The organism is Bradyrhizobium sp. dw_78, assembly GCF_018449525.1.
Lineage (GTDB): Bacteria > Pseudomonadota > Alphaproteobacteria > Rhizobiales > Xanthobacteraceae > Bradyrhizobium.
The window spans coordinates 87,193-109,135 of sequence record NZ_JAAVUS010000010.1; the positions used below are offsets into that span (position 1 = coordinate 87,193).

At 61.2% G+C, this 21,943-nt stretch carries 18 protein-coding genes; 6 read left to right on the top strand and 12 right to left on the bottom strand.

What is annotated here, in order from left to right; genetic code table 11:
- Positions 1-72: 72 nt before the first annotated feature.
- From HB630_RS23845 to HB630_RS23855, 3 genes are read left to right on the top strand one after another with little or no spacing between them, the layout of a single operon-like run.
- The gene (locus HB630_RS23845) at positions 73-1,032 is read left to right on the top strand and encodes an NrtA/SsuA/CpmA family ABC transporter substrate-binding protein (protein WP_213775152.1); all 960 of its coding nucleotides are present in this window, start codon (positions 73-75) and stop codon (positions 1,030-1,032) included.
- Entirely contained in the window at positions 1,032-1,886 is an 855-nt protein-coding gene (locus HB630_RS23850) for an ABC transporter permease (protein WP_213775153.1), read from the top strand. Before HB630_RS23845 ends, HB630_RS23850 begins: the two co-directional genes overlap by 1 nt.
- Complete coding sequence (locus HB630_RS23855) at positions 1,879-2,658, top strand: ABC transporter ATP-binding protein (protein ID WP_213775154.1); 780 nt, start codon at positions 1,879-1,881, stop codon at positions 2,656-2,658. Before HB630_RS23850 ends, HB630_RS23855 begins: the two co-directional genes overlap by 8 nt.
- 8 nt (positions 2,659-2,666) lie before the next feature.
- On the opposite strand, the gene HB630_RS23860 is transcribed toward HB630_RS23855, so the two are convergent.
- The 4 genes from HB630_RS23860 to HB630_RS23875 form a co-directional block, all read right to left on the bottom strand.
- Positions 2,667-4,316, bottom strand: coding sequence for an acyl-CoA synthetase (locus HB630_RS23860; RefSeq protein ID WP_213775155.1), 1,650 nt, complete (start codon positions 4,314-4,316; stop codon positions 2,667-2,669).
- A 130-nt stretch (positions 4,317-4,446) separates the two neighbouring features.
- Positions 4,447-6,327 (bottom strand): TRAP transporter large permease subunit, encoded by a 1,881-nt coding sequence (locus HB630_RS23865; RefSeq protein ID WP_213775156.1) that lies wholly within the window; start codon positions 6,325-6,327, stop codon positions 4,447-4,449.
- Between the two features lie 53 nt (positions 6,328-6,380).
- Positions 6,381-7,400 carry a TRAP transporter substrate-binding protein gene (locus tag HB630_RS23870; RefSeq protein ID WP_213775157.1) on the bottom strand — a complete coding sequence of 340 codons (1,020 nt, stop codon included), beginning with the start codon at positions 7,398-7,400 and terminating at the stop codon, positions 6,381-6,383.
- A 508-nt stretch (positions 7,401-7,908) separates the two neighbouring features.
- A complete protein-coding gene (locus tag HB630_RS23875; RefSeq protein ID WP_213775158.1) occupies positions 7,909-8,595 on the bottom strand; it encodes a hypothetical protein in 687 nt (228 codons plus the stop codon).
- Between the two features lie 263 nt (positions 8,596-8,858).
- Between HB630_RS23875 and HB630_RS23880 the strand changes: the two genes are divergently transcribed.
- Positions 8,859-11,591 carry a molybdopterin cofactor-binding domain-containing protein gene (locus HB630_RS23880; protein WP_213775213.1) on the top strand — a complete coding sequence of 911 codons (2,733 nt, stop codon included), beginning with the start codon at positions 8,859-8,861 and terminating at the stop codon, positions 11,589-11,591.
- A gap of 94 nt (positions 11,592-11,685) precedes the next feature.
- Here the strand turns inward: HB630_RS23880 and HB630_RS23885 are convergent, their stop codons facing one another.
- Positions 11,686-12,447: a GntR family transcriptional regulator gene (locus HB630_RS23885; protein WP_213775159.1), complete on the bottom strand. Its 762-nt coding sequence runs from the start codon at positions 12,445-12,447 to the stop codon at positions 11,686-11,688.
- Positions 12,444-13,091: a GntR family transcriptional regulator gene (locus HB630_RS23890; RefSeq protein WP_213775160.1), complete on the bottom strand. Its 648-nt coding sequence runs from the start codon at positions 13,089-13,091 to the stop codon at positions 12,444-12,446. The genes HB630_RS23885 and HB630_RS23890 overlap by 4 nt, the downstream gene beginning before the upstream one ends.
- A 306-nt stretch (positions 13,092-13,397) precedes the next feature.
- Here HB630_RS23890 and HB630_RS23895 point away from each other — a divergent pair, with 306 nt between their 5' ends.
- A complete protein-coding gene (locus HB630_RS23895; RefSeq protein WP_213775161.1) occupies positions 13,398-14,051 on the top strand; it encodes a GntR family transcriptional regulator in 654 nt (217 codons plus the stop codon).
- 173 nt (positions 14,052-14,224) lie between these two features.
- Positions 14,225-15,262 carry a dihydroorotase gene (gene pyrC, locus HB630_RS23900; protein ID WP_213775162.1) on the top strand — a complete coding sequence of 346 codons (1,038 nt, stop codon included), beginning with the start codon at positions 14,225-14,227 and terminating at the stop codon, positions 15,260-15,262.
- A gap of 5 nt (positions 15,263-15,267) precedes the next feature.
- Here pyrC and HB630_RS23905 read toward each other — a convergent pair whose 3' ends face one another.
- The 6 genes from HB630_RS23905 to HB630_RS23930 all read right to left on the bottom strand — a co-directional run bounded on the left by HB630_RS23905 (position 15,268) and on the right by HB630_RS23930 (position 21,929).
- Complete coding sequence (locus HB630_RS23905; RefSeq protein ID WP_213775163.1) at positions 15,268-16,224, bottom strand: dihydrodipicolinate synthase family protein; 957 nt, start codon at positions 16,222-16,224, stop codon at positions 15,268-15,270.
- A 48-nt stretch (positions 16,225-16,272) separates the two neighbouring features.
- A complete protein-coding gene (locus tag HB630_RS23910; protein ID WP_213775164.1) occupies positions 16,273-17,094 on the bottom strand; it encodes an ABC transporter permease in 822 nt (273 codons plus the stop codon).
- On the bottom strand, positions 17,091-17,930 hold the full coding sequence (locus HB630_RS23915; RefSeq protein ID WP_213775165.1) for an ABC transporter ATP-binding protein: 840 nt from the start codon (positions 17,928-17,930) through the stop codon (positions 17,091-17,093). The genes HB630_RS23910 and HB630_RS23915 overlap by 4 nt, the downstream gene beginning before the upstream one ends.
- A gap of 99 nt (positions 17,931-18,029) precedes the next feature.
- The gene (locus HB630_RS23920; protein WP_213775166.1) at positions 18,030-19,385 is read right to left on the bottom strand and encodes an amidohydrolase family protein; all 1,356 of its coding nucleotides are present in this window, start codon (positions 19,383-19,385) and stop codon (positions 18,030-18,032) included.
- A gap of 311 nt (positions 19,386-19,696) precedes the next feature.
- Positions 19,697-21,055 (bottom strand): dihydroorotase family protein, encoded by a 1,359-nt coding sequence (locus tag HB630_RS23925; protein WP_213775167.1) that lies wholly within the window; start codon positions 21,053-21,055, stop codon positions 19,697-19,699.
- Position 21,056: 1 nt separating this feature from the next.
- A complete protein-coding gene (locus tag HB630_RS23930; protein WP_213775168.1) occupies positions 21,057-21,929 on the bottom strand; it encodes a creatininase family protein in 873 nt (290 codons plus the stop codon).
- Positions 21,930-21,943 lie beyond the last annotated feature (14 nt).

Below are 21,943 nucleotides of genomic sequence, written 5' to 3' on the forward strand. Positions count from 1 at the left end.
CGAGCAGCCGTGCAAACCCTCTCGGTCGGCATGTTTGTTGCATTAAAATAGCTCGACACAGGAGCTAGTTTGATGACATCCAGGATCCGCCGTCGTGAATTCATTGCCGCCCTTGGGGTCGGAATTTTCGCAGCCCCCGCCATCGTGCGCGCCGAGGGCGAGCCGATTGTCATTCGCGCCGGCGCCCTGAAGCTGATCCATTCCATTGCGCCGTATTTCTATGACCAGTTCGTGCCCGCCGGCTACAAGATCGAAGTGCTGCCGTTCGAAACGCCGACCGAATGCAAGAATGCCGTCGTGACCAAGTCGGTCGACTTCGGCTCGTTCGGTATTGCCGCTGCGATCCTCGGTGCCGCGGCCGGTGAGCCGGTGGTGGTGATCGCCTCGACCTGCAATCGCGGCATGGCCATCATCGCGAAGAAAGGTGAGGGCATCACTTCGATCAGGGATCTCAAGGGTAAACGCGTCGCGGTCTTTCCGGGAACCACACAGGAAGTCTTCTTTCTGGAGCGATTGCGCATGGAAGGTATGACGATCAAGGACGTCGAGCCGGTCCGCGTTTCCTTCAGCGAAATGCATATCGCGCTGTCACGCGGCGATATCGACGCCTATGTCGGCGCCGAACCCGGTCCTGGCGTATCGCTGTCCAGCGGTGTCGGCACGCTGGTCGAATATCCGTATTCGACCGCGATGGGCTCGCTCAACATGGTGTTCGGCACGCATCGCGACGTCATCACCGAGAAACCAGATCTCGTGCGGGTGATGATGGGCATTCACCAGCGGGCGACCGATTTCGCGGCGACCAACAAGGACGCGATGGTCGCGATGGCGTCCGGCAAGCTCGGGCAGAAGAAGGAAGCGATCGAGGCTTCGGTGCCCAATGTCGAACTGACGTGGCGGCTTGGGCCGAAGGAAATCGAGGAATCCAAAGTCTATGCGGACCACATGCTGGCGCTGAAACAGATCAAGCGCCTGCCTGACTTCGCCACCTTCATCGATACCAGCTTCGTCGATGCGATGAAGCCGACCTGATGGTGACGACGCTCGCATCCGATACCGGAGACGAGACCGCCTCTGCGCATAAGGTTTCATGGGCCGCGACATGGTGGCCGCGGCTGCGGCCCGTGCTGTTGGCGGTCACGTTTCCGATTGTGCTGCTGGCGATCTGGCATTTTTCCACGGTGGGACGGCCGGGCAGCCTGATCCCGCCGCCCTATGACGTCTGGCTCGAATTGAGGGATCTCGCCGTTGGCGGCATCAATGACGATGCCTATAGCGGCACCCTGTACATTCATTTGCTGGCATCGGTCAGCCGGGTCTATGGCGGCTTCGCGCTGGCCCTGATGGTGGCGCTGCCGTTGGGAATGCTGATCGGCCGGGTACCGCTGGTGCGGCAGGTGGTTGATCCAACCCTTCAAATTCTTCGGCCGGTGCCGGTCACGGCGTGGCTGCCGCTGGCGATGATCATCTTCGGGCTTGGGCCGCGCTCGGCGTTCTTTCTGGTCTTTCTCGGCGCGTTCTATCCCATCCTGGTGAACACCATTTTTGGCGTGCGTTCGGTCGAGCCGCGATTGTTCGAAGCCGCGGCAATGCTTGGCTGCAGCGGTTCGGCGCAATTTTTTCGCGTCGTGCTGCCCGCCGCGCTGCCATCCATCTTCACCGGCATGCGGCTCGGACTGGGCTTCGCATGGGTGGTGATCGTCGTCGGCGAAATGACCGGTGTGCAAACCGGGCTCGGAGCCATCATCATGGAAGCCCGTCAGCTCTCGCGAACCGAAATCGTGATCTCCGGAATGATCGTGATCGGCACTGTGGGTTTCCTGTCCGACCAATTGGTGATGCTGACCGGACGACGGCTTCTGGCCTGGAGTCCGTCGCATGGCTGAAGCCACGATCCCGATCCTGGAAATGAAAAATGTCGGGAAGACCTATTCGCAGAACGGGCGCTCCATCGAGGCCCTGCGGGGCGCCAATCTGCGGGTAAAAAAGGGCGAATTCATCTGTCTGATCGGCGCTTCGGGTTGCGGCAAATCCACGCTGCTGCGGATGGCCGCCGGGTTCGAAACCGCGACCCACGGCGACAACCTGATGTGGGGCATGCCGATATCGGGTCCGGGGCCGAGCCGTGGCATGGTGTTCCAGGATTACGGTCTGTTTCCCTGGCTCAGCGTTCGCGACAATATCGGCTTCGGACCTAAATCGAGGGGGCGCGCCAAGTCCGAAATCCGCGAAACAGTGGATCATTTCATCGATCTCGTCGGGCTACAGCACTTCGCCGACGTCTATCCGCACCAGCTCTCCGGCGGCATGAAGCAGCGTGTCGCCATCGCCCGCGTTCTCGCCAATGATGCCGAAGTCGTGCTGATGGATGAGCCGTTCGGTGCGCTCGACGCGATGACGCGTGAACGGCTGCAGGACGAGTTGATCGAGATATGGTCGCGGACCGGCCTTACGGTTTTGTTCGTCACCCATGCGATCGACGAGGCGATCTTCCTGGCCGACCGGGTCGTGGTGATGTCGCCCGGACCGGGCCGGATCGACCATGAATATAACATCGACCTTCCGCGGCCGCGCGATACCGCGAGTACGGAATTCAACGAATGGCGGCGCATGCTGTCGTCGCAACTGCATAGCCATCACGGTCGCAAAGCGGGTTGATGCCGCGCTTACGCCGATATGGCGTCGACCGAATGCACCTGGTCGCGCAGCACGAATTTCTGGATCTTTCCGGTCGACGTCTTCGGGATCGATCCGAACACCACGGCCTTCGGCGTTTTGAAGCCCGACATGTGGCTGCGGCAGAACGCGATGATCTCGGCTTCGGTGGCCTGCGCGCCTTGCTTTAATTCCACGAAAGCGCAGGGCACTTCGCCCCATTTTGCATCGGGCTTTGCCACCACGGCCGCGAACAGCACCGCGGGATGCTTATAGAGGACATCCTCGACCTCGACCGAGGAGATGTTCTCTCCGCCGGAAATGATGATGTCCTTGGAACGGTCCTTGATGATGACATAGCCATGCTCGTCGCGCACGCCGAGATCGCCGGTGTGAAACCAGCCGCCGGCAAAGGCTTCCTGCGTGGCCTTCTCGTTCTTCAGGTATCCCTTCATCACGATGTTGCCGCGGAACATGACTTCTCCGATGGTCTCGCCGTCGCACGGCACTTCCCGCATGGTTACGGGATCGATCACCGTCACCGCTTCCTGCAGCGGGTAGGGCACGCCCTGGCGGCGTTTGAGCTCCGCCCGCTGATGGGCCGGGAGTTCGTCCCAGCCGGGCTGCTCCGCACAGACTGACGCCGGGCCGTAAACTTCGGTCAGGCCATAGACGTGCGTGAGCTTGATGCCGATGCGCTCGGCACCCTCGATCACGGCCACCGGCGGCGCCGCGCCCGCGATCAGTCCGGCGACCGGCCGAACGGCCGCTCCCTTCGGCGCACTGGGCGCGTTGATCAGCGTGTTGTAGACGATCGGAGCTCCGCACATGTGGGTGACGCCGCGCCTCATGATCAGTTCGAAGATCTTGGCGGGGTCCACCTTGCGCAGGCAAACATTGATGCCGGCGGCCGCGGCGATGGTCCAGGGAAAGCACCAGCCGTTGCAGTGAAACATCGGCAGCGTCCAGAGATAGACCGGATGCTGGCCGAGGTTACCCGCCAGGATGTTGCTGACCGCGTTGAGGTAGGCGCCGCGGTGGTGAGTCACCACGCCCTTGGGATTGCCCGTGGTGCCCGATGTGTAGCCGAGCGCGATCGCGTCCCATTCATCGTGCGGCGGCAGCGCCGTGAAAGCTGGATCGCCTTGGGCCAGCGCATCTTCATATTCGATCTTGCCAATGCGTTCGCCGCCCGCAAAGGCCTCGTCGTCGACGTCAACGACAAACGGCTTCGGACCCTTCATTAGCGTCAGCGCTTCCGCGATCACGCCGGCGAATTCCGGATCGACCAGGATCAGCTTCGCGCCGCCATGATCGAGCTGGAATGCGATCGAAGGCGCATCGAGCCGGATGTTGAGCGCGTTGAGCACGGCGCCGGCCATCGGCACGGCGAAGTGCGCTTCGTTCATCGCGGGGATATTCGGCAGCATCGCCGCGACGGTGTCGCCGTAGCCGATATTGCGGCGGGAGAGGAACGACGCAAAGCGACGGCAACGGGCATGGGTCTCCGACCAGGTGAAGACGCGGCCTTCGTAAACCGTGCTGATATGATCGGGATAGATCGAGGCGGTCCGCGCCAGAAAACTCAGCGGCGTCAGGGCCACGAAATTGGCCGGCGTCTTGTCTAATCCGATAGTGTATTGGCTTTGGCTGGCGTTCATCGGCCACCCACCTTTCATCGAAATATCTAGCCTTGGACTTGCCCCTGAAGGAGCGACCGATTCCTCGAAAACAACATGCCCGAACAAATAGATAGGCGATAAATCTGATCCAGCGAAGTAGAATTACATTCTACAGGAAGCCGATCGATATCCAGGGAAAGATCGCCACCACGATCAGGCCTGCCAGCAGCGCCAGCATGTAGCCCCAGATCGGCCTGATCCCCTCGGCGGGATCAACCCGGCCGATGGCGCAGGCTGCATAATAGCCAACCCCGAACGGCGGCGCGAACAGCCCCATGCCCATCGCCAGGATGATGATCATCGCATAATGGACCTCGTGTACGCCGACTGCACGCGCGATCGGAAATAGCAGCGGGCCGAACAGCACGACCGCCGGGATACCCTCGAGCACGCTGCCGAGGATCGCGAACGCCACGATCGAAACCGCGATGAACGACGCCGGACCGCCGGGCAGGCCGGTCATGGCGGCCGCGAGCGCGCGCGAAAATCCGGATTGGGTCAATCCCCAGGCCATGCCGGTCGCCGAGCCGATGATCAGCAGGATTGCGCCGGACAGGCAGGCGGTATCGACCAGCATCGGCCCCAGCCGCCGCCAGTCGAAGCGGCGGTAGATCAGAAGGCCGACGATGCAGCCATAGACGATGCCGATGGTCGACACTTCGGTCGCAGTGGCGATGCCTTCGACCACGGCGGCGCGGATCACGAAGGGCAGGGCCAGCGCGGGCAGGGCGACGACGAAGGTTCTGAAAATCTCGCCGGCGCCGGCCCGCTTGACGTGACCCAGATCCTCGGTCCGATAGCGCCACCACACCAGCGCCGCCAGCGTGATCGCCAGCACCACGCCCGGCAGCAGGCCGCCGGTGAACAGCGCCGAGATCGAAACGCCGGTCACCGAACCGATCGTGATCAGCACCAGACTCGGCGGAATGGTTTCGGTCTGCGCGCCGGTCGCGGCGAGCAGGGCAACGAGATCGCCGGGCTTGGCGCCGCGCTGCTTCATCTCCGGAAACAGCACCGGCGCCACGGCGGCCATATCGGCGGCCTTCGAGCCCGAAATGCCCGACACCAGATACATCGCTCCCAACAGCACGTAATGCAGGCCGCCGCGGACATGACCGAGCAGGCTCGCCAGGAACGCCACCATGGCGCGCGCCATCCCGGTCATCTCGATCAGCAGCCCCAGAAACACGAACAGCGGCACCGCCAGCAGGATCAGGTGGCTCATGCCCTCGTCCATGCGGCCGACCAGCACCATCAGCGGCGTGTGCGTCGTCAGCGCCAGATAGCCATAGACCGCCAGTCCGAAGCCGAAGGCGATCGGAACGCCGGCGAAGACGCAAAAGCCGGCCACGCCGACAAAGAAGATGATCAGGTTGATATTGCCGAGCGGCCGCAGCCACGGCTGCGCCAGCCAGAAAATCGCGATCAAGGCGGCCACCGACAGCACCGCGCTCAGCAGGATCCTGAAATCGCCGGTCCGCGCCAGCCGCAGCAATGCGAACAGCCCCATCAGGCAAACGCCGATCGGCAGCGCGATCGCGCGCCAGATGTTGGGGATTTGCAGCGCCGGCGTGGTGATGAAGCTTTCCTCATAGGCGTAATCATAGGCCGGCCAGACGATCAGCAGCAGGAACGCCAGCGCGGCGCAGGTCGCAACGACATCGAGATAGGCCCGCATCGCCGGCCTGGCGCTGGCGACGATCGCCGTCATCCGCATATGCTCGGCGCGGCGAAACGCGACCGCCGCGCCCAGCATCGCAAGCCACAGAAAAAGAATCGAGGCCAGTTCGTCCGACCAGACCAGCGGCTGGTGCAGCACGTAACGCCAGATCACGCCGGCGAACAGGATCGCGATCTCGGCGACCACAAGCATAGCCGCCGGAATTTCCACGAGCCTGCCAAGGAAAGCCTCAAGCGATGCTGCGACCGAGCGGCGGCGAGGGGACGTCACCTCGCCGATCGTCACTTGCGTGAATTCGATCTGAACCATGCCCCGCGGTTCTCCCCTATGGTTTTATTCTGCGGGCTATCCGTGTCCGTCCGTTACGACAGCTTGCCGACGGCCTTTTCGAGCAGCGACCATGCCTCCTCGCCGTATTTGCCTTTCCACTCGGAATAGAAACCGGCCGAACGGAGTTTTTCACGGAACGGCGCGGCATCCGGCTGGTTGAACGCCAGGCCCTGAGACGCGAGTTCGTCGCGCACGGTGGCGTTGAGCTTCGCGGTGTCCTCCCGGGCCTTCAGGGCGGCGCCGTTGACGTTGTTGCTGACGATGGTCCGGATATCGTCCGGCAGCGCCTCCCAGGCGCGGCGGTTGGCCAGGAACCAGTAGCCGTCCCACATGTGGTTGGTCAGCGAACAATATTTCTGGACTTCATAGAATTTCGCGGTCGAAATCAGCGCCAGCGGATTTTCCTGTCCCTCGACGATCTTGGTCTGCAGCGCCGAATAGACCTCGCTGAGATTGATCGAGGCCGGCGCCGCGTCGAACGCCTTGAACATGGATGTCCATAATGGCGAAACCGGCACGCGGATCTTGAAGCCTTTATAATCGTCCGGTCCGGTAATCGGTTTGGTCGAGGAGGTGGTCTGCCGGAAGCCGTTGTCCCAGATCTTCTCCATCGCCACGATATTGGCCTTGGCGACCTCCTTGCGGACATAGGTGCCCAGATCGCCATCCATGGCCTTCCAGACCGTGGGATAATCCGGAAACACAAACCCCATCCCGTTGATCGAGGCCGCCGGCACCAGCGTCGCCAGGATCAGCCCGGACAAGGTGAAAAATTCGACGCCGCCGGAACGGAGCTGGCTCAGCGTATCGGTGTCGGAGCCGAGCTGGCTGTTGGGGAAAACCTGAAGATCGAACCGGCCATCGGTTTCGGTCTTGATCGCCGCCGACATCTCCTTGGCGCGGATGTTGAGCGGATGCGAGTCCGGCAAATTATTGGCGAACTTGTAGCTGAACTCGGCCTGCTGCGCCCGCGCCACCAACGGCGCGCCAACACCGCCGATAACGGCCGATGCCGCGGTCGCCTTGAGCAACGAGCGTCTCGAGAAGCTCATCCGGTTTTCTCCCTTGGGACGTATTGTTGTTGAGAGACCTATACGAGCCCGGCGCCGCCGGGTCATCTGCGATCTCGCTTGATGCGCGTTATTTCAGCGTCAGCACGCGACGGCAAGAACGGCTTTCGGACCATGCCGTCGGATCCTCAGGGCTATCGGCAGAGCCACCACGGGCAGGCGCTTCAGGGCGGTGTTGAAACTGATGTCAGTCGTCAGGATTTCACGCTAAATATCTGATCCAATTGTACATATAAATATTCCATAATATACCTTATGCGAATTGTATATTCTGGCCGCCGCCCAGCGGATTGTGCCGTTATAGCGTTCGCTCTCGCCGGCTCCGAGCCGTCCAGACGACTTCCGCTCCGACGGCCGATGGGCTCCGCCTTGTAAAAGCGAGTTCTTTGAAGATCAGCGAAAAGGACATCAAGCGCTGCGCCGCGGGGCCCGCGTCGTGACTTGTTCGCTTTGACGTAGGGCATGGGCAAGAGGCGACGAAGGCCCCTACCTAGTGGAACTGTTTCAACGCGCGAGACCTCTGCCTCATCGCTCCATTTTCGAGATACACAACCCCGCTTGGAGCCGGGTTGCTGATGTACTCAGCGACAAAGGCGCGCCCGATATCGTCTTGCTCGATCGTGCCGAACCGTCCCGGAATCAGACGCCCCAACCAAGCTGCATAGAGCGGTGTGTGAACATTGCCTGCAATAATTCCCGGACGAAAAATCGCGAGATGCTGGAAGCCGATCCCTTGAACCATCTCTTCCTTCAACCCCATGACCCGCACATAGCGAATCCTGCTTTTCGCGGAGCTTCCCACGGCAGAGAGCAGAGAAAACCGTGTAATGCCGCCGGCCTGACAACCGCGGGCAAAACCGCCGACCACGCCGATTTCGAGGGCTTTCAATTCCTCCTCGCTCCACTTCATGCTGCCTTGACCGACGCCCACACAGGATGCCCCGTAAACAGGATCCCCTTGCGCCACCATGCTCTGCGCAAGCTTGGTCACTTCAGCCGAAAACTGGGCGGCCGCCGTATCCAGGATCACCTGCCGCACATGGGGATGGGCGGTCAGAGAAACCGCCCTGCGATTGACCATCACGACTTCAGCGCAGGACGGCTCTGCGGCCAGCGCCCGCATCACCGCAGCTCCCACCTGCCCCGTGCCGCCGATGATCAAGACGCGAAATCCCATTTAGGCCTCTCCTCGAGCGCGCTTCCGCGCCGCATCCAACCCACTGCTTCTCTTTTCCTGACACGTATATTCGGCCATTGAGACAGTGATTGGCTCGATTGGCCCTGCCCCAGCAGCACGCTTTATTGCCGGTTTGATAAGGGCTTCGGTGGCCCGCCAATTGCTTCCATGCAGCCATATAGTATCAAGGGGATGCTGATCGTTGATGAACGCGGGTGTTCGCCAAGGTCAAAAAGCTGATCCGTTCTACCCAAGGTGCAGTCATAAGCTATCAAGTCAACGGCAAGGATTTTTTCGAACGTCCCGGGACCGGGCAGTGCTTGCGAACGTTTCTGCGCGATCTCGGGCATTTTGGCGTGAAGAAAGGCTGCGACGCTGGTGACTGTGGCGCCTGCACAGTGCTGCTCGACGGCGAACCGGTGCATAGTTGCCTGATCCCGGCGTTCCGCGCCGATGGCCATGCCATCACGACGATTGAAGGCCTCGCCCCCGATGGCGGCATCCATCCGATGCAGCAGGCATTCCTTGACGCCCAGGCTTTTCAATGCGGGTTTTGCACCGCCGGCATGATCCTGACCTGCGCCTCGCTGAACCAGGCGCAGCGGCGGGATCTCGATGCGGCGTTGAAAGGCAACCTCTGCCGTTGCACCGGCTACCGCGCCATCGAAGACGCGCTCAACGACCGGAACAATGTGGAAGACGCCGCGGCCGGTACGGCGTTCGGCCGCAGCCTGCCCGCCCCGGCCGGGCCGCAAGTGGTCACCGGGGCCGTGCGCTATACGTTCGATATCGCGATGGAAGGCCTGCTGCACATCAAAATGGCGCGCTCGCCGCATCCGCACGCCAATATCCGCTCGATCGACAAGACCGCCGCGCTGGCGGTGCCCGGCGTGCATGCGGTGTTCACGCATGAGGATGCGCCGGACCGGCTGTTTTCCACCGCGCGGCATGAGCGCCTGACCCGGAATCCCGACGATACCCGCGTGCTCGACAATGTCGTGCGCTTCATCGGCCAGAAGGTCGCTGCCGTGGTCGCCGATAGCGAGGCCGCCGCCGAGGAAGGCTGCCGCCGTCTCAAGATCGAATACGATATCCTGCCCGCCGTGTTCGACCCCGCGGAGGCGATCGCGCCTGGCGCGCCCGCCATCCATCCCGACAAGACGGTCGAACAGCGCGTCAGCAATGCGTCACGCAATATCATCGTCGAAATCCATGGTGAATTCGGCGATGTCGCGGCTGCATTGGCGCAGGCCGCCGTCACCTATGAGGGCACGTTCACGACCCAGCGGGTTCAGCACGGCCATCTGGAAACCCATGGCGGCGTTGCCTGGGTCGATGCGGATGGCGTCCTCAACGTCCGCTCCAGCACCCAGACGCCGTTCCTGGCGCGCCGCGGGCTGGCCGAGATCTTCGATCTGGCGCCGGAAAAGGTCCGCGTGTTTTGCGAGCGCGTCGGCGGCGGTTTTGGCGGCAAGCAGGAAATGTTCGTCGAGGACATTCTGGCGCTCGCCGCGCTCAAGACCGGGCGTCCGGTCAAGCTTGAACTGACCCGCGAAGAGCAGTTCACCGCAACGTCGACGCGGCATCCGATGCGGGTGACTGTCAAAGCCGGCGCCGCCGCGGACGGAACGCTGACGGCGCTGCAAATCGACGTACTCTCCGACACCGGCGCTTACGGCAATCATGGACGCTCGGTGCTGTTTCACGCCTGCAACGAGTCCATCAGCGCCTATAATTGTCCGAACAAAAAGGTCGACGCCGCCGTCGTCTATACCAATACGGTGCCGGCCGGGGCGTTTCGCGGCTACGGCCTGCCGCAAACCACCTTTGCGGTCGAGGCGGCGATGGATGAACTGGCGAGAAGCCTCGGCATCAGCCCGTATGATTTTCGCCGACGCAACGTGGTGAAGGCAGGCGATCCGATCCTGGCTCCGCCCGGACCGGGCCACGATGATGTCGTATATGGCAGCTACGGGCTGGACCAATGCCTCGACCTGGTGGAGCGTGCCATGCAGGACGACACATCCGCGCCGGAGCTATCGGCCGAGTGGTTGACCGGCGAAGGCATGGCGTTGACGATGATCACGACCGTTCCGCCGGATGGCCATATCGCCGACGCCAGAATCTCGCTCCGCGAGGATGGCGGCTTCGAGCTTGTGGTCGGCACCGCCGAATTCGGCAACGGCACCAGCACGGTGCATCGGCAAATCGCCGCCACCGCGCTGGCGACGACCGTGGAACGAATCCACCTGCGCCAATCCGACACCGCCAATGGCGGACACGACACCGGCGCCTATGGCAGCACCGGAACATTCGTCGCCGGACGCGCGACCCAGGCGGCGGCCGAAAGCCTCGCCGCCGATCTGAAGAATTTTGCCGCGGCCGAAACCAAAATGAATGCCGAGGCCTGCGTGCTTGAAAACGATGCCGTGATCTGCGGCAATCGGCGCATGTCGTTCGCCCACCTCGCGACAGCGGCGCGGGCACAAGGAAAAACGCTGATCGCACACGGCAATTCGGCCGGCACGCCGCGCTCGGTGGCGTTCAATGTGCAGGGCTTCCGCATCGCCGTGAACAAGGATACCGGCATCATCAGGATATTAAAGAGCGTGCAGGCTGCGGATGCCGGCATCGTCGCCAATCCGATGCAGTGCCGCGGCCAGATCGAGGGCGGTGTCGCGCAGTCGCTCGGCGCGACGCTATACGAGGAAATGGAACTGAATGGCGGCCGCGTGATGAATCCGAAGTTCCGGGAATATCACCTGATTTCATTTGCGGATGTACCCCGCACCGAGGTGTATTTCGCCGACACCAGCGACACAATCGGGCCGATGGGCGCGAAATCGATGAGTGAAAGCCCGTACAATCCGGTGGCCGCGGCGCTCGGCAATGCGCTCAAGGACGCAACCGGTATCCGCTTCACCGCGGTGCCGTTCAAGCCGGACCGGCTGTTTCCCGCCCTGCATGAGAAGTACGGTCGCACGGCTCGCCGATAGACTTTAGCCCAAAGCCAATCGCGCGCCTCGTCCCATGCAACCCAAGTAATCGTTTCAGAAGTGATCGCTTCCATCGCTTTCGAACCGTGCGGGATTACAGGCTTCGAATTTGTCCGACCACTTCTTCGCGCAGAATATCGAGATGCTCCAGCATGGCATTTCTCGCGCCTTGAGCGTCGTTGGCGATCAAGGCATCGATCAGCTTCAGGTGTTCAATACGATCCGATCGATTTTTCCCGGGAAACTCCGTCAGTTCGAACAGTCGGGTGCGACGCCGCAGGTTACGGACCAGATCGGCCAGGCAATCGTTTCGCAGTGAGTTCGCGATGTTCAGATGGATGCTTTCATCGAGGGCGAAAAGATCCGCGCTGGTTTGATTTTCCGGCGCCGCCAGCACCTTTTGCTTGAGGCCGGCGAGCAGGGACAGATCCATTTTTCCGGTGGCGAGGAACGCAGCCTCCGGCTCGATCAATCTGCGGACGTGAAGCATATCCAGGAACTCCTTGACGGAGACCCGACGCACCACGAGCGCGCGGCCCGACCGCTCCAGAAGCCCCTCTCCTTCGAGCCGTCCCAGCGCGTCGCGAATCGGCGTCCGCGACAGATTGAGCTTCTCGGCGAGCCGGCTCTCCTGAATGACGTCCCCTCCCCGGAGCGATCCGTTGGACAACCTCTCCGTGAGATAATCATAAGCCCGGTCCGCCATGCTGGGCGCGCTTGTATGCGCATCCAGAACGCTCACCCTGCCGGCCCGCTTCCGTATCGTGCTTTTGCGGCTATGCGCGACCCGTTCGAGCTTCGGCTTGGCCTTTTGCCGGCCCGGTTCGGTTTTGCTCTTCGTTTTCATCTTCTTCATGGGCTTCCTATCGCAAGAATCGCTTCCACGATCGCGCTTCTCACATTGTCGATATGATCCGCCATCGATTTGCGCGCCGCGACGGCGTCTCCGGATGCCACGGCGTCCAGAATGGCAAGATGCTCGGTCGCTCCCGGATGCAATCTGTCCGGAATGCGCTCGGTCGAGAAAATATGTGTCCGCCGGCGCAGATCGAGGATGGTCGTCGCCAGCAGCCTGTTCTGGGCAGCGTCGGAAACCATGCCGTGAACCAGATCGTCGACGGCCCAATGTTCGGCAACGCTCGGCTTTTCTTTCTCGAGAAGCCCGGCGATTGCATCGCGGCCCGACTGAACCAGGCGCGGCGCCAGCCCCTTTTCGGCAGCCAGACCGGCCGCCTCGACCTCGAACAACTTTCTCGTCTTCAATATCTGCACGTATTTCTGTACGGGCATTTTGGAGACCATCGGCGAGCGATTTTCAAATGGCGTCACGAGGCCCTCGGCCGCCAGCCGCGATATCGCCTCGCGCAGCGGCGTCCTCGAGATACCCAGTTTTTCCGCAAGCCTGCGCTCCTGCAGGATCGTCCCCGGCGCCAGTTCCCCGGCCAGGTACAGATCCAGCAATTTTGTATAAGCGACCTCGCTCAGCGGGCGCTTTTCCAAACTTTCGTCCGGGTCAGAAGCAGTTCCCGGCGGCCTTCCGAGCTTTAATGCCATTAATTACCGAGATTCAATTATCGAGATGCAACGACCGAGATTCTTGGGAAACACCGTGAGAAGACTTCGTGTATACCAGCGCAATGCCTTAGCACTGGAGCGCCGCAGGGCGCAATTGCTGCAGATCAAGACGCAAGGTGGAATTTGTAGGCAACATGCTGTTTAAGCAAGGTAAAAGCGAACTTCAAAGGTAAAACTGTGAATACCAGGGCAACAGGCCGACCAGATCCCGGAGCCCGGGGCGCCGACCTCTTGCGGCCGGAAAGCCTCGGCGAACAAGCTTACAACCGCCTGATCGAAATGATGCTCGCCGGCGAGTTCAGGCCCGGAACCATCCTGCAGGAGCGAGGATTAGCCTCGATCCTGAATGTCTCGAGAACGCCGCTTCGGGAAGCATTGGGCCGACTGGCGAACAAGGGGCTGATCGCACGCGAGGCGGGCCGTTTCGTCATGGTGGACGGGTTGGACGTCCAGCGGCTGGTCGAGACCTTCAGCTTGCGCCGGCTGCTTGAAACGGAATTTGCCGGCCTGGCTGCGGGCAAAGTTGCGAAAGAACAGATCGAGCATCAGCGGGCCCGGGCGCATGAATTCCTGGCATTGCCCTCGCCGTCCCCCGGCGACTATTGGAACGCAGATAATGCCCTGCACAGTCTGATCGCGGATGCGGCTGGCAACGAGTTCGCGGCATCGCTGGCATTGGATGTGAGACGCCTGACCCATGTTCTCGTTCCCCATCGCACGAAAGATCAGATCAGGTCGGGCGTTATGGAGCATTTTGCCATCATGGACGCCGTTTTGGCCGGAGACGCGTTGCGATCCCGCGAACTCATGGAAGAGCACCTGGCCGGGGAAAAAAGCGCAGGCTTGGCCAGCGCGCTAGGCGATCCGATCGAGGTTTCCGCCTGACCGCTTTTGACACTCGACTATCTTCTCACCGGCCCTTTTCAAGGAAGGCAAGCGAGCGTTTGCCAAGCCGCTCCCGGTGGAGTTAAGACGCCCCTGCCAGCACCTCGAATTGGCAGTGCCAACACGGATCACGGCTCAATTCACGTCGGCGTTAATTTTATGAGGCGGGACTCATGCAAAGCCTAACCTTTCGCAGGCCAAGCGACCTTCACGTTCACTTTCGCGATTCAGAGGTTCTTGAAGCCGTGGTTCCCTTTACCGCGCGTGCCTTCTGTACCGCGACCGTGATGCCGAATTTGGTCCCTCCGGTCCGGACCGCCCGGGAGGCCGCCGCCTACCGTGACCGTATCAACGCCGCGGTGCCAAACGGCGTCCGGTTCGAGCCGCGCATGACATGCTATTTGACCGACCAATCCGATCCGCAGGATCTCTCGGAAGGCCACAAGGCCGGGATTTTTACCGCCGCCAAACTCTATCCGGCTCACGCCACCACGAATTCGGGGCACGGCGTGACCTCGATCGACAAGATTCAGCGGGTGCTGGAAACCATGCAGGATCGCGGCATTCCGCTGCTCATTCATGGCGAGGTGACCCGCCATGACGTGGATATCTTTGACCGCGAGAAAATATTCATCGACGAAATTCTGATTCCGACATTGCAGCGTTACCCTCGCCTGCGAGTCGTTCTGGAGCACATCACGACCAAGGAAGGCGCGGACGTCGCGTCGTCATTCGGCAACCGGCTTGGGGCGACGATTACGCCCCAGCACCTGCTGTTCAATCGCAATGCGCTGTTCGATGGCGGGCTGCGGCCGCATATGTACTGCCTGCCGGTGCTCAAGCGCGAGGTACACCGCGAAGCGCTCCGGAAAGCCGCCACCAGCGGCCTGCCGAACTACTTCCTCGGCACCGATTCCGCACCGCATTTTCAGCATTTGAAGGAAGCCGACTGCGGCTGCGCGGGCGTCTTCAGCGCGCCGGTCGCGGTCGAGGCCTATCTTCAGGTCTTCGACGAAGAAAACGCGCTGGATAAATTCGAGAACTTCGCCTCGGTGTTCGGTCCGCAATTCTACGGTTTTGAGCCCTCTTCGACCCTGGTGACCTACGTCAAGAAGCCACGACAGGTGCCGGCATCGGTGCAGGTCGCCAATGTCGGCTCCCTGAAATCGCTCTTCGCCAATGACGAAGTGGCATGGTCCCTTGCGGGCTGATCATCTCAGGCGATTTTTTCAAGATGGAGCGGGCTTTCGGCAAGCCGTCGCTCCAGCCGTTGAACGAGCCCTTCCAGTTCTTCGAGATCATCACGCGATAGTCTTGGTCCCGGCGCGCGGACGAAGCTGCTTTTGATGGCGCCGCGACGGCGCAATATTTCCTTGCGTAGCGCCAATCCGATCCCCGGTTGCGCCTCGTGGCGCAACAGCGGCAGATAGATATCGAAGACGTCCTCGCCTCCCGCCGCGTCGCCGGCTGCGAAACGGCGCGTCACCTCGACCAGCATTTCCGGATAGCCAAAGCCCGTCATCGCACCGTCGGCGCCCCTGGCCAGTTCCTGGGGCAGATAGAGACCGCCATTGCCGACCAGGATGCTGATCCGCCGGTGTTTTCCGTCGAGCGAACCGCGCCGCAGGCTCGTCAGCTTGTTGAAGCCCGGGCAATCCTCGTGCTTGAGCATCACCAATTGGGGAAAGGCGTCGATGAGCTTGTTGATGGTGTCGACCGAAATATGAACCAGCGTGGCCAGCGGAAAGTCCTGCAGGACCATCGGAACCGAATGACCCAGCCCCTCGCAGACGCTGGCGAAATATTTGAACGTCTGCTCCTCCGTTCGCAGCGTCGAAATCGGCGCTACCATGACGCCGGCCGCTCCGGCCTCCATCGAATCCATCGCAAACCGCAGCAGCAGATCGGTCCCGGGATTGCTGACGCCGACGATGACCGGAATCTTGCCGCCGATCCGGCTGATAAACCGCTTGGTAACCGTGCGGCTTTCTTCCTCGGACAGTTTCGTGGCCTCGCCCATCATCCCGAGAATGGTCATGCCGGTGACGCCGCATCCGAGATAAAAATCGACCAGCCTGTCGATGCTGTTCAGATCGACCTTTCCGTCGTCCTGAAACGGCGTCGCGGCGATCACACATACGCCCTTCTCATCGGCAGTTATCAATCGGCTCATCTTTGATTCCCAAAAGCTGTACTTGCGTCGCATCCGGAACGGATGTCGTCATCGCTCCGTTCGCTGCGAAACATGCCAGGGTATCAGCCTGCGTTCGATCAGCTCGATAACCCAGTAGAACGCCATGCCCAGCGCGGAGAGCAGGACGATCGCGGCGAATTGGCGCGTGATGTCGAAATTCGAGGACGCCGCCAGGATCACATAGCCCAACCCGGCGTCGGCACCGACGAATTCGGCGACTACGGCGCCGATCACGGCAAGAACCGCCGCCATCTTCATGCCGGCCAGAACGCTCGGCAGCGCCTGCGGCAGACAGAAGCGCCAGAAGATTTGCCAGAGGTTCGCTCCCATCGAGTGAGCCAGATAGACCATCTGGGGCGGCGTCGCGCGCAGGCCGACGACGGAGTTGATGACGACCGGGAAAAACGCGATCGCGATCACGATCGCCACTTTCGGCGTGAGGCCGAAGCCGAACCACGCCAGCATTACTGGCGCGATCGCCACTTTGGGCACGACCTGGGATCCGACGATCAGCGGATAAAGCGACTTGTTGAAGAACGGCGAGTAGCTCAGCAGGATGGCCAGGGGAAGACCGACCGCGACGCTGGCGGCGAAGCCAAGAAGTATGACGACGGAAGTGGCGAGCACATGAGGCATGAAGTAGCCCATATGAAGCGCGAGGTCTTTTCCGATATCATACGGCGCGGGAAGAAGATAAGCCGGCACTCCCATGAACGAACATGCGAACTGCCATAACAAAATCAGGACCACCAGCGCGATGAAGGCATAGGGCAGTTCAAACCGCTCGCGCCAATAGCGGCGGAATGCGTTCGATCCGACCATGCCGGAATCCACCGCCTCGACGGTCATGCCTCGTCCTCCTTCAGCACACCCAGCGACTTGAAGATATCGGTTACCTGGTGAACATGGCGCGCGTATTGGGGCGTATCGCGTACGGCCAACCGCCGGGGCCGTTCGAGTTCGACGTCGATGATCGTCTCGATCCGCCCCGGCCGCGGCGACATCACGACAATACGGTCGCTCAGGAACACCGCTTCCGAGATCGAATGCGTAATGAACACGACGGTCATCTTCTGGTCGGTCCATAGACGCAGCAAATCGACCTGCAATTGATCACGCGTCAAAGCGTCGAGAGCTCCGAACGGCTCGTCCATCACCAATAGCGGCGGGCTATGCAGGAGCGCTCTGCAAATCGATACGCGCTGGCGCATGCCACCGGACAGTTCATGCGGCAGAGCGGCGTGGAACTGCTCCAGCCCGACCATCTTCAGAAGTTCCTCCGCCCGGGCGTTCGAGGCGGCATGGTCGAGCTTTCTGATCTCGCATTGAAGCATGACGTTGGAGAGCGCATTGCGCCAGTCGAGCAGCGCGTCCTGCTGAAATACGATTCCAATGTCGGAATTCGGCCCCTTGATTTGCCGTTTATCGATTTCGATCGTGCCGCTGGTCGCCGCATCAAGACCGGCCATCAGCATCAGCAGCGTGCTCTTGCCGCAGCCGCTGGGGCCGATGATCGAGACGAACTCGCCCCGCCGGATATCGAGGTCTACGGACGTCAAGGCGTGGACAACGCTCTTCTTGGTCCGGAAGCTTTTTGAGACGTTTCGAATCGTGACGGAACTTCCCGCCCCTTCCGGCAACTCCCCGGCTCCCCGCCGAACGTCGTTCCTGACTACCTGCAGCATGGTTGTGTTCTCCGCCACATGGCCGTTGCGCCCATTGCCGTCCGCTCGGGTCTGCCGGAGGCCTGCAGTTCCGCCCGCTGTATCGACATGCGGGGCTGGCTAGGACGGCAAGCGAGGAATGAAGACGCCATGTCCCGGACTACCTTCAATTTGCGTGCCATTCCAAACGAGCCGGCCCCTCACGAACGTGGCCTGGATGCGGGCCGAGAAAATCTCGCCGTCATAGGGACTCCAGTTCAGCCCATCCAGGGTTTGCGACGCGTCGAATTTCCATTCCTCGTTCCGAACGATGGCGAAATCCGCGTCCGCTCCAACCTGGATGCCGCCCTTCCGGGGCCAAATGCCGAAGAATTTGGCAGGGCGCTCCGACAAATACAGCGCCGCAAGCCTCGGCGCGTCCTTTCGACGTTGGCTCAGTCCGGTAAAGAATGCCGGCAAAAGCGTCTCAAGCCCGGGAATTCCGGCAGGCGCATCGAATGACGATTTTACCTTCTTGCGCTCCAACGGCCAGGCGCTGTGATCGGACGACACGAATTCGGCGCCGCTCTTTTCGAGCTCGTCCCACAATCCGTCGCGGACGCCGCTTCGAATCGGCGGGTTGACCTTCATCAGCGTTCCGAGCCGTGTCATGTCTTCGGCCGCATCAAAATGCAGATAGTGAACGCACATCTCGCCGGTCGCGCGCACGCCATCGGACTGGTATCGCCGCACAAGTTCGAATCCGGCCGGAGACGACAGGTGAACGATATGCACATGCGCTCCCGCCGCGCGTCCCATTTCCAGAAATGTCGCTGTGGCGACCAGCTCCGCTGATTCAGGCCGGCTGAATTCATGGTCCTCGGGGCCGGTCCGATTCTGCGCCACGAATTCAGCCATCGTGGCGCGCACGATTTCCTGGTCCTCGTTATGCAGTCCTGTCGGCACGTCCGTGTCCGCCAGCAAGTTCAGCAGAGCCAGGGCCCTGTCGTTTCGAATCCGCGGGAATCTGGATGGATGATTCTCAAACGAGGAAATCTTGAAGGCGCAGGCTCCGGCGTCCCGCAACAATCCCACTTCCGACAGATCGCTGTCGTTGGTGATGGTGGCGTACAGCGCCACGTCACCATAGGCGTGCTTTTCGATCGCGGCGATTTTATCCCGCATGATCTGAAGCGTATAAACCGGATCAGGCTGATCATAGGGCATATCGACAATGGTCGTGATACCGCCGGCTACCGCCGATCTTGTCGTCTGCTCAAGGCCCGCGAATCCGAACTGGCTCCCTGCATGGGTTTGACCGTCGATCACCCCGGGAAGAATGACGCATCCGGAAGCATCATAGGAGCGTTCAGCTGCCGGCTTGTCGCCGATACCGATCGAAACGATTTTGCCGTTCTTAACGGCGATCCATGCGTCTTCCTGATAGCTTTCGGGAGTGACCACGCTTCCCGACACGACAAGATCGATCTCAGGCATGCGTGGCTTCCCCGCGCGGCAGCAAATACAGATATTCCGGCAACATCAAATGATGCCCGAAACCAGAGCCAACCCAATTCCCCATCCCGAACGGCGCTCCTGAAATGATGCGAGCACGGAAGCACGGCATTTCCGATTCAGATTTCCTGCAATCCGACCCGGAGATATCCGCTTCTGTCGACCAAGTGTATACCAATGCAACACATCGCGAATGCCGGCCCGTGTCAAGGCCGAAGTCGAGACAGCCCACTCCATTGCATCGGCATCCCCGATCTTCACGGAGACGGCGTTCGTCCCGCATCTTTGCAGCGTCACGAAGGGCTTTGCTGGCGCGGCACGAATTGCCCCAGATCCTTTTGTCCAATGACATCCGCGCCGTTCCAGACCTGCCTGCCTCGCACGAAGGTCGATGCCACCTTCGCGGTGAAGGTCATGCCGTCGAACGGGCTCCAGTTCACATCGTCATGCGCTTTCGATGAATCGTATATGAAGCGGCCGGGTTGAAGCACCGCGAGATCGGCGTCCGCGCCGACCGCGATGGCGCCCTTCTTGGGCCAAAGGCCAAAAAGCTTGGCCGGCTTTTCAGACATGAATCGCGCGACAGCGGCGGGCGCGTCCATCTCGTGAGCCTCAACACCGGTAAAGAACGCGGGCATCAGCGATTCAATTCCCGGAACGCCGGGGCCGGCATCGAAGATCGATCCGCCGAGCTTGTTCTCGCGCGACATCGTCGAATGATCCGACGATATGCACTGCACGCGGTCGTTGCGGATCTGGTCCCACAGCGCTTCACGAACGCCCGGTCGGATCGGCGGATTGACCTTGATCAGCGCGCCCAGCTTCTCACCATCGCTTTCGGGATCGAACAGCAGGTAATGCACGCAAATTTCGCCCGTGGTCTTGTGGCCGCCTTTTCGATAGCCATCGAGCAATTCGAAGCCGCGGGGCGTCGAAATATGGACGATGTGGGCCTGGGCTCCCGTGACCGCGGCAAGTTCAAGAAACAGCGCCGTCGCGGCAAGCTCGGCCGCTTCGGGCCTGCAGGCGGAATGAACCGCGAGCCCTTCCTTGCCGGTCTCACGCATACGCTGCGTGTTGTAGCGCACGATTTCCTGGTCCTCGTTATGGATACCGAGCGGAAGGCCCAGTTCAGCACAGGCCTGCAACATCGCCAGCTGCTGATCCGCGGGGATTCTCGGAAACCGCACCGGATGGCTTTCGCATACCGAGATCTTGAAGGCACAGACACCCGCCTCCGCCAATCGGTACATTTCATCGGTGTCTTGATGGGGCGCACAGGTGCCGTACAGCGCAACATCGCAGTAGGAGAGATTCTCGATCGCCTTCACCTTGGCGTGAAATAATTCCATGGTGCTGAGCGGTATCGGATTGTCGAACGGCATTTCGACCATGGTGGTGATGCCGCCACACACCGCCGCGCGGCTGGTCGGCTCCAGACCGGCGAGCCCCCAATAACTGCCGGCATGAGTCTGCGCATCGATCCCGCCGGGCACGATCCAGGATTGTCCGAAATCATGAACCTCCAGCGCCGCGGGCGGCTTGCCCTCCCCGATCTCGCGGATTGTCTCGCCATCGATCGCAATCCATCCGCCGGGAATGGAGGCTTCCGGCGTTACCACCGTGCCGCGCACGACTTTTTCATAACTCATATCAAACGCCTTTCGCGGGATGAGAAGTGGGAGGAGAAATATGTTCCGCGGTTTTGCCCATCGCCGTTCCCAGCCGGATCGGCATGGCCGCGAACTTGTCGAAGAAATCGGCCAGCCGGTCGGCGATGAGCTGCATGATCTTCTGGCCGGTCTCGATGGTGGCCGCCGCCGGATCACCGTGATAGCCAGCGTCGTTGCCTTGAAAAATGGGCGGCCAGGCTGCGCGGACTTCGCTGATCGGATCGGACGATTCACCCGGAACGACCCAGGGCTGCAAGGTGCGCAGTTTGAGCGGCGCCGAACGCTCGCGGATGGCCTGGTTTGCCGTCGGATCGCCCTCGCCCACCGCAAGCATCAACGAGGTTTCGAATTCGCAGGCGTGCCCGAAACGCCGCAATCCGCCCTTGAGCATGTTCAGCCATTCGGCGTCCGCGACCGCCCAATAATCAACCCCGGTTACCGGGATGCCATCGGTGACGAGCTCCGCGATTTTCGAACGAAACGGCGCGGAGTTTCCACCATGCCCATTGACGAAGACAATTCTGCGAAATCCGGTCTGCGCCAGCGAAGACGCGATGTCGCCGAGAACCGCGAGGTAGGTCGAAAGCCTGAGGCTGATGGTGCCGGCATGGCTCAGATGATGCGGCGAAAACCCATAAGGCAGGCTCGGCGCAACCAGCACCTTCGTAGCCTTCACACGGGTGGCCGCCAGTCTGGTGATCGCCGTGGATAGCCGCGCATCGGTATCGACCGGAAGATGCGAGCCGTGTTGTTCAATCGCGCCGATCGGAATGGCGACCACCGCGCCTGCGTCCCGCGCTTGCGTAATCTCGTCGCGTGTCAGGTTCTGCCAAAGACTGTCGCGATCTGTCATACCATATCCTCTTC

What these genes read in the sequence shown, in the direction of transcription:
- HB630_RS23865 (WP_213775156.1), bottom strand. Translation starts at nt 6,327, where the DNA reads ATGGTTCAGATCGAATTCACGCAAGTGACGATCGGCGAGGTGACGTCC.
- HB630_RS23930 (WP_213775168.1), bottom strand. Translation starts at nt 21,929, where the DNA reads ATGACAGATCGCGACAGTCTTTGGCAGAACCTGACACGCGACGAGATT.
- HB630_RS23920 (WP_213775166.1), bottom strand. Translation starts at nt 19,385, where the DNA reads ATGCCTGAGATCGATCTTGTCGTGTCGGGAAGCGTGGTCACTCCCGAA.
- HB630_RS23845 (WP_213775152.1), top strand. Translation starts at nt 73, where the DNA reads ATGACATCCAGGATCCGCCGTCGTGAATTCATTGCCGCCCTTGGGGTC.
- HB630_RS23915 (WP_213775165.1), bottom strand. Translation starts at nt 17,930, where the DNA reads ATGCTGCAGGTAGTCAGGAACGACGTTCGGCGGGGAGCCGGGGAGTTG.
- HB630_RS23855 (WP_213775154.1), top strand. Translation starts at nt 1,879, where the DNA reads ATGGCTGAAGCCACGATCCCGATCCTGGAAATGAAAAATGTCGGGAAG.
- HB630_RS23850 (WP_213775153.1), top strand. Translation starts at nt 1,032, where the DNA reads ATGGTGACGACGCTCGCATCCGATACCGGAGACGAGACCGCCTCTGCG.
- HB630_RS23925 (WP_213775167.1), bottom strand. Translation starts at nt 21,055, where the DNA reads ATGAGTTATGAAAAAGTCGTGCGCGGCACGGTGGTAACGCCGGAAGCC.
- HB630_RS23910 (WP_213775164.1), bottom strand. Translation starts at nt 17,094, where the DNA reads ATGACCGTCGAGGCGGTGGATTCCGGCATGGTCGGATCGAACGCATTC.
- HB630_RS23860 (WP_213775155.1), bottom strand. Translation starts at nt 4,316, where the DNA reads ATGAACGCCAGCCAAAGCCAATACACTATCGGATTAGACAAGACGCCG.
- HB630_RS23905 (WP_213775163.1), bottom strand. Translation starts at nt 16,224, where the DNA reads ATGAGCCGATTGATAACTGCCGATGAGAAGGGCGTATGTGTGATCGCC.
- HB630_RS23875 (WP_213775158.1), bottom strand. Translation starts at nt 8,595, where the DNA reads ATGGGATTTCGCGTCTTGATCATCGGCGGCACGGGGCAGGTGGGAGCT.
- HB630_RS23870 (WP_213775157.1), bottom strand. Translation starts at nt 7,400, where the DNA reads ATGAGCTTCTCGAGACGCTCGTTGCTCAAGGCGACCGCGGCATCGGCC.
- HB630_RS23885 (WP_213775159.1), bottom strand. Translation starts at nt 12,447, where the DNA reads ATGAAGAAGATGAAAACGAAGAGCAAAACCGAACCGGGCCGGCAAAAG.
- pyrC (WP_213775162.1), top strand. Translation starts at nt 14,225, where the DNA reads ATGCAAAGCCTAACCTTTCGCAGGCCAAGCGACCTTCACGTTCACTTT.